Annotated in this window: 11 protein-coding genes; 1 reads left to right on the top strand and 10 read right to left on the bottom strand. The window is 65.6% G+C overall.

All coding sequences use genetic code 11. The features are described from left to right. Window positions 1-61: 61 nt before the first annotated feature. The 4 genes from V6U71_RS00670 to V6U71_RS00655 are packed head-to-tail and all read right to left on the bottom strand — an operon-like array spanning window position 62 to window position 5,850. The gene (locus V6U71_RS00670; RefSeq protein ID WP_411340519.1) at window positions 62-748 is read right to left on the bottom strand and encodes a fumarylacetoacetate hydrolase family protein; all 687 of its coding nucleotides are present in this window, start codon (window positions 746-748) and stop codon (window positions 62-64) included. Window positions 749-761: 13 nt separating this feature from the next. After that, window positions 762-1,685, bottom strand: a complete 924-nt coding sequence (locus V6U71_RS00665) for a hypothetical protein (protein ID WP_411340518.1) — start codon at window positions 1,683-1,685, stop codon at window positions 762-764. 21 nt (window positions 1,686-1,706) lie between these two features. Beyond that, a complete protein-coding gene (locus V6U71_RS00660; RefSeq protein ID WP_411340517.1) occupies window positions 1,707-3,461 on the bottom strand; it encodes a hypothetical protein in 1,755 nt (584 codons plus the stop codon). Window positions 3,462-3,474: 13 nt separating this feature from the next. After that, window positions 3,475-5,850, bottom strand: a complete 2,376-nt coding sequence (locus V6U71_RS00655; protein ID WP_411340516.1) for a TonB-dependent receptor — start codon at window positions 5,848-5,850, stop codon at window positions 3,475-3,477. Window positions 5,851-6,121: 271 nt separating this feature from the next. Here V6U71_RS00655 and V6U71_RS00650 point away from each other — a divergent pair, with 271 nt between their 5' ends. Then, window positions 6,122-7,897 carry a hypothetical protein gene (locus V6U71_RS00650; protein WP_411340515.1) on the top strand — a complete coding sequence of 592 codons (1,776 nt, stop codon included), beginning with the start codon at window positions 6,122-6,124 and terminating at the stop codon, window positions 7,895-7,897. On the opposite strand, the gene V6U71_RS00645 is transcribed toward V6U71_RS00650, so the two are convergent. The 6 genes from V6U71_RS00645 to V6U71_RS00620 all read right to left on the bottom strand — a co-directional run bounded on the left by V6U71_RS00645 (window position 7,894) and on the right by V6U71_RS00620 (window position 16,589). Beyond that, a complete protein-coding gene (locus tag V6U71_RS00645) occupies window positions 7,894-9,210 on the bottom strand; it encodes an MFS transporter (protein ID WP_411340514.1) in 1,317 nt (438 codons plus the stop codon). The two genes, V6U71_RS00650 and V6U71_RS00645, sit on opposite strands and share 4 nt — an antisense overlap. A gap of 45 nt (window positions 9,211-9,255) precedes the next feature. After that, the gene (locus V6U71_RS00640; protein WP_411340513.1) at window positions 9,256-10,017 is read right to left on the bottom strand and encodes an aspartate dehydrogenase domain-containing protein; all 762 of its coding nucleotides are present in this window, start codon (window positions 10,015-10,017) and stop codon (window positions 9,256-9,258) included. Between the two features lie 23 nt (window positions 10,018-10,040). Then, window positions 10,041-12,341, bottom strand: a complete 2,301-nt coding sequence (locus V6U71_RS00635; RefSeq protein ID WP_411340512.1) for a TonB-dependent receptor — start codon at window positions 12,339-12,341, stop codon at window positions 10,041-10,043. 171 nt (window positions 12,342-12,512) lie between these two features. Further along, complete coding sequence (locus V6U71_RS00630) at window positions 12,513-14,561, bottom strand: M13 family metallopeptidase (RefSeq protein WP_411340511.1); 2,049 nt, start codon at window positions 14,559-14,561, stop codon at window positions 12,513-12,515. Between the two features lie 41 nt (window positions 14,562-14,602). After that, a complete protein-coding gene (locus tag V6U71_RS00625) occupies window positions 14,603-15,328 on the bottom strand; it encodes a MerR family transcriptional regulator (protein ID WP_411340510.1) in 726 nt (241 codons plus the stop codon). Next, entirely contained in the window at window positions 15,321-16,589 is a 1,269-nt protein-coding gene (locus V6U71_RS00620) for an MFS transporter (protein ID WP_411340509.1), read from the bottom strand. The genes V6U71_RS00625 and V6U71_RS00620 overlap by 8 nt, the downstream gene beginning before the upstream one ends. Between the last annotated feature and the right edge of the window lie 70 nt (window positions 16,590-16,659).

Genomic DNA, 16,659 nt, shown 5'->3' with positions numbered 1-16,659 from the left:
CGCCATAAACAAATAATACCGAAAGGCCGTACCGATATACCCTATCTGTTATAAGGCGCGGTCAGACGAAACGGTTGGCGATCGTTCCGATGCCGTCGATGCCGCCCTCGACGAGATCGCCCGCCACGATCCGGCCGACGCCGGCCGGCGTGCCGGTGTAGATGAGGTCGCCGGCCTTCAGTTCGACATAGGTCGACAGTTCGGCGATAATGTCGGCGACCGGCCAGATCATGTGGGCGATGTCGCCTTCCTGCCGCAATTCGCCGTTGACCGAGAGCCATATGCGCGCGTTCGCCGGATGGCCGACCTCGGCAGCGGGACGGATCGGCGAAATGACCGCGCTATGATCGAAGCCCTTCGCCATGTCCCACGGCCGCCCGGCGCCCTTTGCCTCCGCCTGCAGGTCGCGGCGCGTCAGGTCGTTGCCGACCGCATAGCCGAACACTGCCGCGATCGCCGCATCCTCGGCAATGTCGCGGCCGCCGCGGCCGAGCGCGACGACAAGCTCGATCTCGTGATGCAGGTTGGCGGTCCGCGGCGGCATCGCGATCTCCGCCGTCCCGCCGACAACCGCGTCGGCGGGCTTGGTGAAGAAAAAGGGCGGCTCGCGCTCGGGCGAACCGCCCATTTCGCGCGCATGCTCGGCATAGTTGCGGCCGACGCAGAAGATGCGGCGGACGGGGAAGCGCCGGGCGCTCCCCGCAATTTCGACACTCGGCACGGCAACGGAAAAATTCGGGCTGGTCATAATATCCTCGGCGTCAGGCAGGCGGATAGAGCGCCGCGCGGCACTTGCCGAGGTCGGCGCCGTCGAGGCCGCTCTCCCTCACCGCATTCCACGGGCTGCCCATCTTGTCTTCGGGGCGATACCAGAAGCCATAGAGCTTGCCGTTCGCCGCGACCAGCGTCGCCGAACCGATGCTGCCTTCTTCCTTCGAGAACCAGGCGAGGCGCATGATGCGGCCGAACACCGTCCCGCGCAGCGTGCCGAGCCCGTCGTTGTAGCAGCCGAAGACCTCGGTGCCCTGCTGCCGCAGCGCGATCGGGCCATATTCGTGCGAATAGATGCCGCTGGCGTCCGCATCCGCGATCGCGCCGCCGCCGCGCTGCTCGAGCGTGCCGAGAACCGCGAGGTCCGACAGGCGCGTCTGCCCCTTCCCCGCCCAATTGCTGTCGATGCGCAGCCGCAGCCAGCGCGCCGAGGCTTCCTTGGGCAGTTTCACCACCGTCTGCGCATCGGCTTTCGCCTCGCCCTCGACGAGCGTCTCGTACGGCCCCTCGGGCCCCTTGGCCGAGCCGAGCAGCGCGAAACGCCGCACCGGCGATCCTTCGGCGGTCTGCGACATCGACCCGTCCTCGCGCACCACCGGCTCGAAGCGGTTGTCGAGCGCGACCGCCGCGATCTTGCCATTGCCCGCGAGTTCGAAGTTCAGCGCGTGCGGCAGGGTCACCCCCTTGTCCGACAGCCAGCCATAGGCCGGCCCGCCGTCGACGAGATTGATCGCCCAGGTCGACCAATGCCGTTTCGCCTCGCCCGCATCGGCCTCGGCAATCCCGCCCCAGCTGATGTGGAGGATGTTGTCGCCGGCGGGTTCGGCGGGTTTCTCCGCGGTCTTTTCGGCGGGTGCGTTCGAGCATCCGGCGAGGAGCAATGCTCCCGCCAGCGCGATATGACATGCGCGCATAATCATTCTCCAGTCAGGGGTTCAGCGGCGTTCGGGCCAGATCGCCTTCGGGGCGCCAAGGTTCGGCTTGCCGAGCAGCGGACTCGACAGCGCGTAGACGCCGTTCACCGAAAAGGCCCAGATGATGTTGCGGTCATATTCGGTGTAGACCGCGAAGGTCGAGTTGCCGAACGTGTAGTCCGGCAGCTCCTTTGTCGTCGGAAAGCGCGGGACGAAATAGCCGGCGATCGCCGGCTTCGCCGGGTCCTTCACGTCGAAAATCTGGATGCCGGCGTTGTAGAAGGCGTAGATGGCAAGCCCCTGCCGTCCGCGTTCGGGCTGGCCGAGCCCGCCCGACCGTTTCGGCCCGAAGCTGCCGCGCCGCTGGCAGAAATCGGTGAAGCCCGCGCCCGCCGGCGGTTTCGGCCGCGGGAATTTCGCCGCGACCTTCGGATGCGCGGGGTCGCGCACGTCGATCGAGAAAATATCCTTGTACGGCTCGTAACAGCTCTCGTTCATCGGATAGCCGTTCGAGAAGACGAAACCGGTGCGGTCGTACTGGCTGACGTCGACATTGTCGAACTCGGTCCCGGCATAGCTCGGCGGGACGCTCAGATGACCGAGCGTCTTCGGCGCGGCCGGGTCGCTGAGGTCGAAGGTATAGAAGCCGAGCCCGCCCATGCCGCCGAAGCCGATCTTGCCGCCCTGCTCGACCGGCTTTGTCAGCACGATCGGGTTGCGCGAACCCATCCAGCTCGTCCGATTGCCGGCGCGCGGGTTAGCGAGGTAAGCCGCTTCGCTGTCCTTGTCGCCGAGTACCTGCCCCGGCACATTGATCTGCGAAACGAACTTCGGGTTCGCCGGATCGGCCATGTCCCAGACCTGATAGCCGGGCGAATAGAGATAATCGGGATATTCGGTCAGGCTGTAGCTGTCGTCGGGCGCCGCCGAGAGCAGCATATATTTGCCGCCCCACCAGGTCACCGCGTCGAGCGCGCCCGATCCCTGCTGTTCGCCGACCGGGGCGTCGGGATGCTTGGTGTCGGTCGTGCGCGTCGCAATCAGGTCCCATTTGTCGGGCGTCGGCCCGTTCATGACAAAGACCTTGAAACCTTTGAGCGAATTATAGTGGCGCTGCGCCGCGACCTTGTCGGGCTGGCGCCTTTTGTCCTCCATCAGGCCGAAACGCCCGATCTCGTAGGAGGCGATCAGGACGTTGCGCTGCAGCTTCTCGTTCCATGCGATGGTGACGCCGCCGAAATAGTCGATGACCGCCGCCGCATCCCAATCCTCGCTCGACCCTTCGGCGCTCCATACCCCGCCTTTCGACCAGACGATCTTCGCCGCGCGCGGATCGGTGACGTCGAGAATGCGGAGATAGTCGCGGTCGTGGGTGTAAAGATAGCGCCGGCCATCGAAATCGACGACATTCGCCCATGCGTGCCAGGGCGAGGTCACCGCCGGGTAGAAGGCGACGACCTCGACATTCTTCGCATAACTATTCTGGTCCCAATGATCGAGCTGGCCGGGAAAGCCCGGCACGTCGGTGGTGAGGCGGGTCGACGACGGATGGCGGAAACTGCCGTCGGGATTCATCCCGTAATCGACCCCCGGCACCGGATCCTTCGGCGGGTTTTCGGGCGTCGCCTCCTGCCACGCCTTCAGCCAGGGATCCTTTATGTCGATCGGGCGCGAGGCGACGTCGCTGCCCCAGTCGGCGGCCGCGGTCATCGCGGGCCAGAGCAGCGCCGCGAGCAGCGCCACACCTGCCGCCCGATATGTGCCGATGCCTTTCATCGCCGCCCCCTTCTCAGAACCGGAACCGTGCCGTCACGCCATAGGTGCGCGGCGGAATATAGGTGCCATAGATGGTTCCGAACAGTTCGAGCTTGCTCGTGTAATTAAGCTCGTTCGTCAGGTTCTTCGCCCACGCCGTCAATTCCCATTTGTCGTCGGCGTCGCGGACGCCGATGCGGGCATTGAGCAGGATTTCGCTGTCGAATTTCAGGATCGGCGTGTTCGGATTGTCGAAGAAATTGGCGCCGGTGTACTGGAAATCGCTGCCCGCGACGAGCACCAGATTGTCGCTGATCGGCTGGTCGAGATTGGCCGAAATCCCGAACGCATGCTTCGGGGTGCGGCGGCAGGTGTTGCCATCGAGGTCGGTGCCGTCGTCGTCGATGATCAGCTCGCCGGTGAAGTTGCAGCGCGAATAGGCATAATTGCCCGAGATGCTGAACGTATCGGTGATCCGCGCCTGCATATCGAGTTCGAGGCCATAGGCGCGCGTGCCGTTCGCCGCGTTGAACACGAAATTGTCGGGCGGCAGCCCCGGCCCCGGTGAGAGGAACTGGTTGGTCTGGAGATTGTCGTAGGTGGTGTAATAGGCGGCGGCGTTCAGGAAGATGCGCCGGTTGGCGAACGCCAGCTTGGCGCCGGCCTCGAAGCTGTCCGCGGTTTCGGGCTCGAACGACACCAGCGCCTCGGCGGGAGTGTTGGCATCCTCGCCGGTCCAGCCGCCGGGCTTGTACCCCTTCGCATAGCGGACATAGAGCGTCGCATCGTCGCTCGGCTCGAAGCGCAGCGTGGCGCTCGGCAACCAGGCGTCCCAGCTTCGGGTTTCGCCGACCGTGAAATTCACCGGCGCGCCCTCGAACGACACGCCCGACCGGTTGTTCGAATAGATCTTGCGGTCATAGGCATAGCGCAGCCCGGCTTCGACCGTCAGCCGGTCGGTCAGGCTGTAGCTGAGTTCGCCGAAGACGCCGATATTGTCGTTCTTCGACGTCGTCACCGTGTGGTTGGAGCCGGGGAACGGCGTCGCGGGGGTACCCCCGAAAGCCATGGCAAAAGCAAACTCCTCGATCGCCTGATAATCGGGGAACAGGAAGTTTACATCCTCGGCGCGGCGGATCTTCTCGCGCAGATAATAGACGCCGCCTTCGACGCGCAGCGGGCCGCCATCGTCCCAGCGCAGGCGCAGTTCCTGCGAGAATTGCCTGACGTCCTCTGCCTTGCCGCTGTCGAAATAGCTGTCGGGGACGCTCGCGAGATAGGTGTCGATCCCGGCGAGCATCGCCGGCGTGATGACGGGCGTGTTCGTCGCCGGATCGATCGCGAAATCGAAGAACATTCCCGATCCGTCCTCGCGCGCCGCCAGCGACGAATCGCGCCACGCGGTCTGCGCGGTGATGCTGAGCGCGTCCGTCGCCTGCCAATCGATCGAACCGCTGAGCCCGTACATGTCGGAGTTCTGATAACCGGTGAAATTATGCGCGCCGCGGCGGCGCTCGGCGCTCCGGAACGGGGCGTTGCGGTCGGGCAGGACGAAGCCCGGCAAACCGTCGATCGGCGGCGCATAAAAGCCGAGATAGGTCACTTCGTTGCTGTTGCCGGGGACGATGATATCGACCCAGCGCGCGCCGTCGCGGTGCCGCGTGTAGTCGGCCGACAGGTTGATATCGAGCGTCGCGTCGGGCTGCCAGCGAAGCTGGCCGCGCACCGACTGGACATTCTGGTCCTCCTCGTCGCCGCCGCGCGTGTTGGTCGCATAGCCGTCGTGCTTGCGCGAGCTGACCGTCAGCCCGAGACCGAGCGTGTCGGACACCGGCCCGCGCACCGAGGCGGCGACATCGAGCTTGTTGTAATTGCCGTAGGTCGCCTCGAAGCGCCCCTCGAATTCGTCGCCGGGCTTTTTCGTGACATAGTTGATGAGGCCGCCGACCACGCTCTTGCCGAAGCGCAGCGCCTGCGGCCCCTTGAGCACCTCGACACGCTCGAGATCGTAAAGATCGAGCAGCGACCCCGTGCCGCGCGACAGATAGGCACCGTCGAGGAAGATGCCGACCGCGCCATCGGCGCCCGCGCCCTGGATGTCGGAGCCGATGCCGCGGATGAACAGCTCGGTATCGACCGCGCGCTCGGCGCTGAGCTTCAGGCCGGGGACGCGGTAGGCGATTTCGGAGAAATCCTTGATGCCCGCGCGCTCGAGCGCCGCGCTGCCGAACGCCTGCACCGAAATCGGCACGTCCTGCAGGCTTTCCTCGCGCTTGCGCGCGGTCACGACGATCTCGTCGCCATAGCCTTCGGTATCGGCCGGCGCCGATTGCGCCCCCGCCGATCCGGGCAGCGCGCAGGCGGCAGCGGTCGCAAGCAGGGCGCGGCGCCAATATCGGGTCATTCGCATGTCTTACCTCCCCAGCGGCCGGACGCGCCCTGTCCTCTGATGGGAAGGTCCCGTGCCGGCCTGAACGATTGAACGGCCGGAACCTAGTCTTCTCTTTATATCGATATAATAGATAATCTGGCAGTCCATATTCCAGTTTGGCTATATAAGATCGCGACGATCGCTGCGCAGAGGCTATTCCCGAAAGATTATACCGCGCCGGATATCCAATATTGGATCGCCATGGCGAGGCGGCCGACAAGCATCGCGGTTTCATCCCCGGGAGGCTTGAATGCGATACGATCTTTTCCTGCGCTTCGGCAGCGCGCTCGCCATTGCACTGGCGGGCCTGGCCGCATCCTCGCACGCCGACGAGCCGGCCGCCGGCACACTGCCGGTGCCGCCGCTGACCGCGGGCGAAAGCGACATTCCCGACCCCGACATCCGCGCCTGGTGGAACCTCACCTATGACCGCAAGCCCGAACCGCCGGTGCCGGGCAAGGATTATGGCATGGACGCGGCGACCGGGCGCTTCATCCACCCCAAGGCGACGCCGCTCGTCCGCAAGGCGCCGAACTTCCCCGGCCAGCTCGATCATTGGGACCAGAACAGCTACGCGAAGAATGTCGAGCAGATCGCCTTCTACAACTTCATTCCGTCGACCGGGCACACCTGGCAGTCGATCGCCGACTTCGGCGGCAAGCGTTACATGTATGTCTATTACCGCTCGGGCATGGGCGTGTTCGACATCACCGATCCGCGTAAGGCGAAGCTCGTCTATCGCCGCGGCCAGCGCGTCGGCGCCTATGGCAAGCCCGACATCGTCAATCCCTATGCGAAGGGCGACGGCTTCGGCGCCGCAAACATCTCGTGGCACAAGGGGCTCGGCAAATATGTGATGGTGCAGGCGTTCGAGGTGCCGCGCTATGGCATCATGGACGAGAAATATCTGGAACCCGAAGGCGTCGCGACGCTCAAGCACTGGAAAGGCCTCAAGGGCTTTCGCGTCTATGTGATGGACGGCCCGCTGCCCGACCAGTGGCGGCTCGTCGCCGAGCGCACCACCGACTATCGCCACCCCGACGCGAAGCCGGGCGAACAGCAGGGATCGGGGGCGCTCGACATTCCGGCGTGGACCGGGGGCAAATATATGTTCCTGTCGACCGCGCCCGACGACCGCTTCATGCTCACCGAATTCGCCGACTATATCTACACCCCCGGCTATCAGGCGTGGGACATGAGCGACCCGGCGGACCCGAAATTCGTCAGCCAGTTCGCGGCGCCCGGCCAGATCCTCGGCGACCCGGACCATGAAGCCGCCTATCTGATGAACCCGCGCGCGGGCAACCGCACCTCGTGGTTCGGGTCGCGCATGCCGCCGTTCATGACCAAGGCGCCCGGCGAAGGCGGCAAGATCGCCTTCGGCGCGATGGCGGGGCTTGGCCTCTATTCGCTCGACGTCAGCGATCCGGCGAACATCAAGATCGTCGGACATGTCAATCAGGTGCCGAAATTCGCGGGCACCGAGTTCGATAATGTCGACCTCAGCCAATATGAGCGCACCGGCTATATCTTCACCAACGGCTATCCGATGAACGACGAATGTTACGAGCCGTACAAGGATATCCTCGTCGTCGACGCGCGCGATCCGGCAAAGCTCAGCATCGCGGCGAAATTCCCGCGCCCGGTGCCGCCCGCCGATGCCGGCTTCACCGATTTCTGCCAGCGCCGCGGCAGCTTCGGGCCGAAACGCTCGGGCTATCTCACCCAGCCCGGCCGGTTCCGCGACGGGGTGGTCGCCTATGCCTTCTATAACGGCGGGGTCCAGATTTTCGACGTCAAGGACCCGACCAAGCCGTCGATCGCCGGCTATTTCGTCCCGCGCTTCCCGACCGAAGCCGAGACCGGCGGCCAGTCACAGGGCAATCTGACCTATGGCATCTTCGCCGAATATGACCGCAATATCCTGTGGGCGTTCACCAACCACGGCTTCTATGCGCTGTCGTCGCCCCTGATCGGCAAGCCGTCGTTCAAGGCGCCGGCGAAACCCTGGCCGCCGCGGGATTAATCGTGCGGCCGCCCCCGCAGGTGACGGTCAACGATGAGTGCCCCGGCGGCAAGGAGGACGAGCGCCGCCGCGATCATCGCGAAAAACAGCCAGGTACCGCCGGGCTGGTCGAGCAGCACCCCGGCACCAAAGGCGCTGATGATCGCGCCGATCCGGCCGAAGCTGATCGAATAGCCGATCCCGGCCGAGCGGCATTCGACCGGGAAGGCGTGGCTCGACAGCGTCAGCAGCAGCACCTGTAACGACAGCACGGTCGCCCCGGTGAGCGCAAGGCCGGCAAGGATGACGCCCGGCGCGACGCCGGGCCAGTGCAGCAGCGTGCTCCACAACCCCAGCGCCGCCATCCCGGCTGCCACCGTCGCGATGATCGTCCGGCGCGAACCGATGCGCAGCATCACCCAGGTGAGCGCGAAGGACACCGTGACCCCCGACAGGTTGAGGATCATCGCGCCGCGGATCGCGCTGCCCATCGCGAAACCGGCACCCGACAGCAGCACGGGCACCCAGCTCAGCAGCGCATAGACCGCCATCAGCGCCGCAAAGAAGGCAAGCCCCATGCCGATCGTCGTTCGCCGCAGCGCGGGATCGAAAGGATGGCCGCCGGCCGCGACCGCAGGCGGCGGCGCAAACGGCCCGGCCGCACTTCCCCCGGCCGCCGCGATCATCGCCGCGATTTGCGCATCGGCACCGCCGCGCCGCGCCAGCAGTACCGGCGATTCGGGCAGGCCGTGCAGCATCGCGAGGCTGAGCAGCAGCGGCAGCGCACCACCGACCACGAAGGCCGCCGGCCAGCCATAGGCCGGGATCAGCCAGGACGCGATCGCGGCGCCGACGATTCCGCCGCACGGCACCCCGACCGAGATCACGGTGACGGCATAGTTGCGCGCCCGCAGCGGCATCCATTCGGCGACGAGCGCGGTCGCATTGGGCACTGCGGCGCCGAGCCCGAGCCCGGTGATGAAGCGCAGGATCGCGAAGTTCGTCACATTGGTGCACAGCGCGGTCAGCATCGCCATGGCGCCGAACCAGAGCACCGCGCCGATCAGCGCCGGCCGCCGCCCGAAGCGATCGCCGAGCCAGCCGCCGATGCTGGTGCCGAACGCCATGCCGGCCAGCGAGGCCGCCATGACCGGCGCCAGCGCGCCCGAACCGATCCGCCAGTCGGCGAGAATGGCGGGTGCAGCAAAGGCAGCGAGCTGGATATCGAAGCCGTCGAGCAGGATGACCGCCGCGACCAGCGCAAGCAGCCGCGCGTGAAAGGCGCGAAAGGCCAAGCCGTCGATGATGGGCTGCACCGGCGTTGCTATTGTCATCATTTCCCCCATCGCCCGGTCGTTTCGTTCGGCCGGCGGGCGCGATCAGACGAAAACCGCGCCGCCGGGCAGCGGCGCGGCGCGGCAGATCGAACGCCAGGCCGACGCCGCCATTTCGCTGCCCGACACGCCGGTCGCGGGCTGGCTGCGGCGGATCGATAGCCGGGCGCCGTCACGGCCCCGCGCGTCGACCTCGAGCATCAGATGGTCAAGCGCCGGGTCGGCGACCAGCCGCGCCCGGCAACGGTCGAGCCCGACCGTCGCCAGCGCGCAGGCGACCATCGCATTGACATTGTGCGGATAGCGCGCCGCGATCTCGCGGACGCTGCCGTCGAAGAGCAGGGTCTCACCCGGCGCGGCGGGCAGGCCGAGGCTGGCGGGCGGCTTGCGGAAGGTGATCGCCACCTCCTCCCACGCTTCCCGCCACTCGACGAGGCTGTCCATCCCGACGAGCGCGCCGTGCGCGACGAGCAACGACCGACCCGAGCCCGCCGCGGCGCATTCGAGCCGTGCGCGCAAAGCCTCATCGGCGAGCGCGGTGAGCGAGAGCGGCATATAGTCGGCGAAACCGAGAAAATCCTCGCCGTAGTGGCGGGTGACGCCGGGATCGGCCACCTCGACGATCAGGTCAGGCGCAAAACGCCGCGCCTCCGCCAGATCGTCGAGGATCAGGCCGGGCGGGACCTCTGCGAGCCGCGCCGCCGTCCGGTTATGGACGAAGGCCAGTTCGATCGCGCCGCCGGTCGCGGCGATGCGGCGGTACAGGTCGGCCCCGATAAACCCGAAACCGATCAGTCCGACACGCATCGCCGATCACGCCCCCAACGAACTCAATATTTCCAGCGCAGCGTCGCGCCATAGGTGCGCGGCGGATTGTAGGAAACGAGCACCGAGCCGATCACGTCGCTCTTCCCCGATTCATACAGCTCGTTGGTCAGGTTTTTGGCCCACAGGCGCAATTCCCACTTGTCGTCGTCGGTCGCGATGCCGATCGAGCCGTTGAGCACGCCCACCGACCGCTGCCGCGTGCGCGCGCTGTTTTCGTTGTCGAAGAAGAAATCGTCGGTCCAGTTATAGTCGGCGCGGACGAAGGCGTTGATCCGGCTGCTCACCGGCACCGTCACGTCGCCGCCGATGCTGAACGAATTTTTGGGCGAACGGCGCAGGACATTGCCCTTGAGGTTCGTCGGTACCGGCACCGAGCAGAAGCAGCTCGGGTCATATTGCAATTCGGTGCTGATGAGGTCGCCGGTAATCTTCGCGTCCATATAGGTGTAATTGGCGAACAGCGTCACGCCGTCGACCGGGGCGACCGCGGTTTCGAGCTCGATCCCCTTCACCCGTGCCTTGCCCGCGTTCGAGATCACATTGTCGGCGGGCAGGTTGGGATCGAAGATCACGAACTGCTGCGTCTGGAGGTCCTTATATTCGGTCCAGAAGCCGGTGAGGTTGAATCGCAGCCGGTTGTCGAGCCACGTCGTCTTAGCCCCGACCTCGTAGTTCCAGGCATATTCGGGGTTATAGGCAAGGCGCGCCTCGCCGGGATTGGTCGCGTTCTCGCCGTTCCAGCCGCCCGACTTATAGCCCTTCGACACGAGGCCGTAGAGATAGATGTCCTCCGCCGGTTGCCAGTGCAGGTTGAGGCTCGGCGTCCACGCATCCCAGCTCTGCTTGCTCGATGCCGAAAAGGCGCGGGTGAAATCGCCATTCTCGTCCTCGAACTCGGCGCCGAGGAAGTCGCCGATCGTCTCGCGATAGACCGAAAAGCGCTTCTTGTCCTTGGTATAGCGAATGCCCGCGGTCACCCCGAGCGTGTCGGTGATGTCGAACGTGCCTTCGACGAACGCCGCCCAGGTATCGCTTTTCAGCCGCGTCTCGGCGATCTCTTTGCCCTGCGCATAGAATTCGACGAAGATATAGTCGGCAATCTCGGTGCGATCGACGCTTTCATGCTGATAATAGAGACCGGCGAGCAGGTTGAACGGTCCGTCGAAATCCGAACGGAAACGCAGGTCCTGCGAAAAGCTCTTCGCGGTCTCGTCCTTGTCGTTGATGTAATAATCGTCGTTGAACAGCGAATGGTCGATCGCGCCGAAATCGATCCGCCCGTCGGGACCATAGATCATCCTGGTGAAGTCGATGAAGCTGCCCGCATCGTTGTTCACCGACGCGAACTTGCCCTCGCGATAGGCGGTTACCGAGGTCAGCGTGCCCGACCCGGTGTCGTAGTTGACGCTGAGGTGGACGCCGCCGAGGTCGGCGTCCTGCTTGCCGTCGATATTGTTCGGACCGCGGCGCCGGTCGGGGTTCACGAAGGGGATATTATGCTCCGACGGAATCTGGATATCGACCCATTTGCCGCCGCCGCGCCGCCGCGTCAGGTCGCCGGTCAGCAGGATGTCGAGCCGGTCGTCGGGCTGGTAGCGAAGCTGCGCCATCACGCCATAGGCGTCGAGATCCTCGACATCGTTGCCGGTGAAGGTGTTGCGGGCATAGCCGTCATGGTGCCGCGCGCTCGCGGCGATGCTGCCCGACAGACCTTCGGCAAGGCCGCCCGCGACATTCGCCTTGACCTCGAAGCTGCCATAATTGCCCATCCCTGCCTCGGCGCCGGCCCGGAATTCGTCGGTCGGTTTGCGGGTGATGAAGTTGATCGCGCCGCCGACGACATTCTTGCCATAGAGCGTGCCCTGCGGCCCGCGCACGATCTCGACGCGTTCGAGGTCGAACAGTTCGATCGCGGTGCCCTGCGCGCGCGACAGATAGACGTCGTTGAGGAAAAAGCCGATCGCCGGGTTCGACGCGGCGCTTTCGATGTCGGTGCCGATCCCGCGCAGGAAGATATTGGGTTCGGAGACGTTGTCGGGATTGAAGGTGAAGCCCGGAACGCGGCCCGCGATCTCCGAAAATTCGTCGATCCCCGCCTTGGCAAGCGCTTCGCCGCCGATCGCCGACACCGACAGCGGCGCCGACTGGAGATTCTCCTCGCGCTTGCGCGCCGTAACGACGATTTCGTCGAGGCCGCCTTGCGGTGCCGCGGCATCCTGCGCGAACGCCGCTTCGGACATCGCCAGCGCCGACATCGCCCCCGCCAGCAACAGCACCCGTCCGGTCCGTGAAACTTTCCTCATCTTGCAGCCCCCCAATTTTCAGGATCGCCGCTGGATGTTGGATTCGGCGCGGCGTTATCGGGGCAAAATTGAAACGGCGGCGCCTATATGAATAATAATAATGCCAAGGCTTTTTATACGAGAATTGTTATATACGCGGGCTGCCGCGGCCGGGCGTGCGATTTCAGTTGCTTACCAGATCCTCACCCGCTTTTCGGGCGGCAGATAGAGTTTGTCGCCGGGCTTGACGTCGAACGCCTCGTACCATGCGTCGATGTTGCGCACGGTCAACACGCGCAGCCTGTCGGGCGAATGCTGCCAGGTCAGCATCGTCTGCCGCAGATATTCGTCGCGCGCCTTGATGCGGAAGAACTGTGCCCAGCCGAGGAAGAAACGCTGGTCGCCGGTCAGGCCATTGATGACCGGCGCCGGCTTGCCGCCCAGCGAACGTTTGTACGCCTCATAGGCAAAGGTCAGGCCCGCGAGATCGCTGATATTCTCACCCAGTGAAATCCGTCCGTTCGCATGCAGACCGGGCAGCACCTCATAGGCGTCATATTGCGCGACGAGCGCGTCGCCTGCCGCTTCGAAGGCCTTGACGTCTTCGGGCGTCCACCATTCGGCCTGCACGCCCTTTTCGTTGTACTTCGCGCCGCTATTGTCGAAATTATGCGTGATCTCGTGCGCCGCCACCGCCCCGACCGCGCCATAGTTGATCGCCGCGTCGGCGCCGGGATCGAAGGTCGGCGGCTGCAGGAAAGCGGCCGGGAAGGTCAGTTGCAACAGATTGTAATTGGCGTTGGCATCGACCTTCTGCGCGCTGAGATAGCTCCATTCCCACCACCGCGTCGGTTCGCTGGCCCGCTGCATCATGTAGCGAAAGTCGAACCGGTTCGCCCGCACACGGTTGCCGAAGGCGTCGCCGGCCCCGATGTCGAGCGCGGCATAATCGCGCCATTGGTCGGGGTAGCCGACCCGCACCGTCAGATTCTTGAGCTTTTCCTGCGCGCGCCGCTTCGTCTGCGGCTGCATCCACGCAAGCTTGTCGATGCGGTCGTGCATTACGCTTTTCAGATTGTCGACCATGCCGGTCATTTCCGCCTTGTAACCGGGCGGGAAATGGCGCGCGACATAGGCGGCGCCGAGATCGTCGCGCAACGCATCGGAGACGAAGGCGACCGCGCGCCGCCAGCGTGGCGCCTGCCGGGGCGTCCCCGCCAAGGTCGTGCCGTAGAAGGCAAAGACTTCGCCGTCGATCGCGGCGGGCAACACCTCCGCCAGACCGCCGAGGCTGCGCAGGATCAACTGGTCCTTCAGAACATCGAGCGGCGCCTTGTCGACGATCGCCGCAATGCCCTTGATCGCGCCTGGTTCGCGAACCTGCACATGCGTGAGGTGCGGCCCGTGCCGCTTGAGGATCGCCGCCAGATCGAGGGTCGGCGTCGAGAACCCTCCCATGTCGGCAATCGGGAACTTGTGGTAGGTCTTGACCATGTCGGCGGCATCGACACGCGGCCAGTGAACCCTCGCGATCTCGGTCTCCAGCGCCATCACCGCCTGCGCGCGGGCATCGGCGTCGCTTTCGCCGGCCAGCGCCAGCAATCTCGCCAGATGCGCGACATAGGCCGTTCGCATCGCCGCATAGGCCGGCTCGTCGGACAGATAGCTGTCGCGATCGCCCAGCCCGAGCCCGGCCTGATCGATCATCAGCCGCGCCTGACCGGGTTCGCGGTCGTCCTGCCAGACCCAATAGACAACCGGGCCGCCGACGCGCATATCGTCCGCCTCGGCGAGCAGCGCCGAATAGCCGTTGCGGTCGGAGAGGCCCTTGATCCGGTCGAGCCACGGGCGGATCGGCGCGAGGCCCAGCGCTTCGACCCGGTCGGTGTCGAGATAGGCGGCATAGGCGCGGCCGAGCTTGCTCGCGGGATCGGCCTCTGCCGCTTCCAATATCGCGCGGAGCTGTTCGTTGGTCTGGTCTTCCTGTCGATAGTAGGAACCATAAGCGGGCTTGTCGTCGGGGATTTGCGTGTTGGCGATCCACGTGCCGTTGGCATAGGCGAAAAAGTCGTCGCCCGGCCTCACAGTCCGGTCCATGCCCGCCTCGTCAAAGCCGAAGCTGCCGATCTCGGCCTTTGCGGGCGTCGAGGCCGGCGATTGCTCTTCCTGCGCATGGACGCTGCCGGGACCGCCGGTCAGCATCGCCCCGCAAAGCAGTATCGCAACGGACAGAGAGCGCATGATCGTAACCCCTTTCGCATTCGGTGGAGGAAATCGCGGATTCAGGCGATGTATGAGGCGACCGCCGCCAGCATCTTGCGCTGGCTGTCGTTGACGCTGGTCAGCGCATGCACGTTGATCAGTTCGAACAGCGTCGCCTTTCGGTGCACGCGAAACACATCCCTGAACTCCGGAATGACGGCCTCGAAATGATGCGCATATTCCTTCGCCAGCGCCGCGATCTCGTCATCGCCGCTTTGTGGCCCGAGCGCGTCGAACCTTTTGCCGAGTTCGACAAAGGCCAGTGATTCCGCCATGCGCTCGTAAATCGCATAGAGGCGGGCAAGGTCTTCCTGGCTCAGCAATTGCGCGAACAGGGTGAGCTGTTCGCGCCACGCCTCGATCGCCGCTTCCGAACGTCCCTCGGTCAGCGCGTTGAACGGCTGGCTGAGCCCGGCGCCCGGCAGGTCGGCGTCGCTCTTCAGCCGCGCCACCAGCCGCCGCTGTTCCTCGAGCCGCGCGATCTGGTCGGCCAGTTGCCGGTCGAGCGTGTCGAGCACATCGCCGGCGCCCGCGCCGCCGCCTTCGAGGAAGGACGGGATGTCCGACAGCGCGATGCCGGCCGCCGCAAGGCCCTTGATCCGCAGCAGCCGCACGAGGTCCGCGACGCCATAGCGGCGATAGCCGTTGCGGTCGCGGGGCGGTTCGCGCAGCAGCCCGATCTGGCGATAATGGCGCAGCGTGCGCGGCGTCACGCCGGCAAGGTCCGCCATATCCTTGCTACGCATCGGCCGTCATCCCCGTGGCAACCGCGGGCTCGTCCGCAAGGCCCTCCGCTTCGGTGGCAGCACGCCCGAGGTCGCGAAGCGCGGGGACGAACAGGCCCGTCGCGGCGGCGGCGGCCCATATGCCGGCCGTCGCGATGACGGCGACCGGCAACCCGCTCAGCTCGATCAGCACCGCGGCGCCCATGATCCCGAGCGGGACGGCGGCGGTGATCAGCGCATTCTGGATCGCCGCGATGCGCCCGCGCACATGTTCGGGCACCCGCTCGATCGACAGGACGCCGAACAGCCCGCTGTAGAGGGCGCTCGACAGCCCGAGCACGACGGCGCCGGCGAGGATCACGGGCACCGAGGCCAGCGTGGCGATGACGGCAAACCCGATCGTCGCCCCCGTCAGCCCCGTCACCAGCCAGCGCCGCCGCTTACCCCGGCCGCCCAGCGTGCCGTAGATCGCGCCGCCCGCGAGCGTGCCGAGTCCGATGGCGGACAGCACCAGCCCGAGCGACGAGGGCTGATCGATGCCGGAGAAATAGACGGGCAGGATCAATCCTTGCAGCGCCCCGAGCGCCATGACCGACAGGGTGCCGATCGCCATCATCGCTTTCAGGAACGGGCTGCGGAGCAGCACCAGCCAGCCCTCGCGCAGGCCCTGCCAGCCGGCGTCGGCCAGTTGCTCCGTCGCCTCGACCGGCACCGCGCCGACCTCGCGGGGAATGAACAGGGTCGCGAGCGCCGCCAGCAGCGACGTCGCGGCGGTGATCCAGAGGACGGTCGTCCCGGGGAGCAGCGCCATCAGCGTTCCGGCCAGCGCCGGCCCGGCGAGCAGCGCGAGCGACACCAGAACCTGCGCGAAGCCCGCCATGCGCTCGGCCGATGCGCCGCTGTGCCGCAGGACGGCCGGCAACAACGCCGTCCGGGCCGCCAGCCCCGGCAGGTCGCCGAGCGAGCCGACGATGCCGAGCAGGATGAACCACGACAGCGTCAGCCCCGAGATATGGTCGACGATCGGCAGCGCGGCGACCGAGAAGGCCGAAATGAGGTCGGTCACGACCGAGCAGTCGCGCCGGTTGAAGCGGTCGATGACGACGCCCATGAACAGCCCGGCGAAGATCGCCGGCAGCGCCGTCGCGGCGGCGACCGAGCCGGTTCCGAGCACGCTCCCCGTCTTGTCGAGCACGATCAGCGGCAGCGCCACCGCGGCAATCAAATTGCCGAGAATCGACAGGAAATAGGACGCCAGATAGGCCGGTGCAGACAGTTTCATCCTGCCCTTCTGCACTATGACGTTACGTCAGGGTCAAGGCAAATCGGCACAGCGGGCGTGTCGAGAAATT

The organism is Sphingopyxis sp. J-6 (assembly GCF_046603995.1).
Taxonomy (GTDB): Bacteria; Pseudomonadota; Alphaproteobacteria; order Sphingomonadales; family Sphingomonadaceae; genus Sphingopyxis.
Note: the sequence above shows the minus strand (reverse complement) of the source record. Positions and strands in the feature narration are given on the sequence as shown.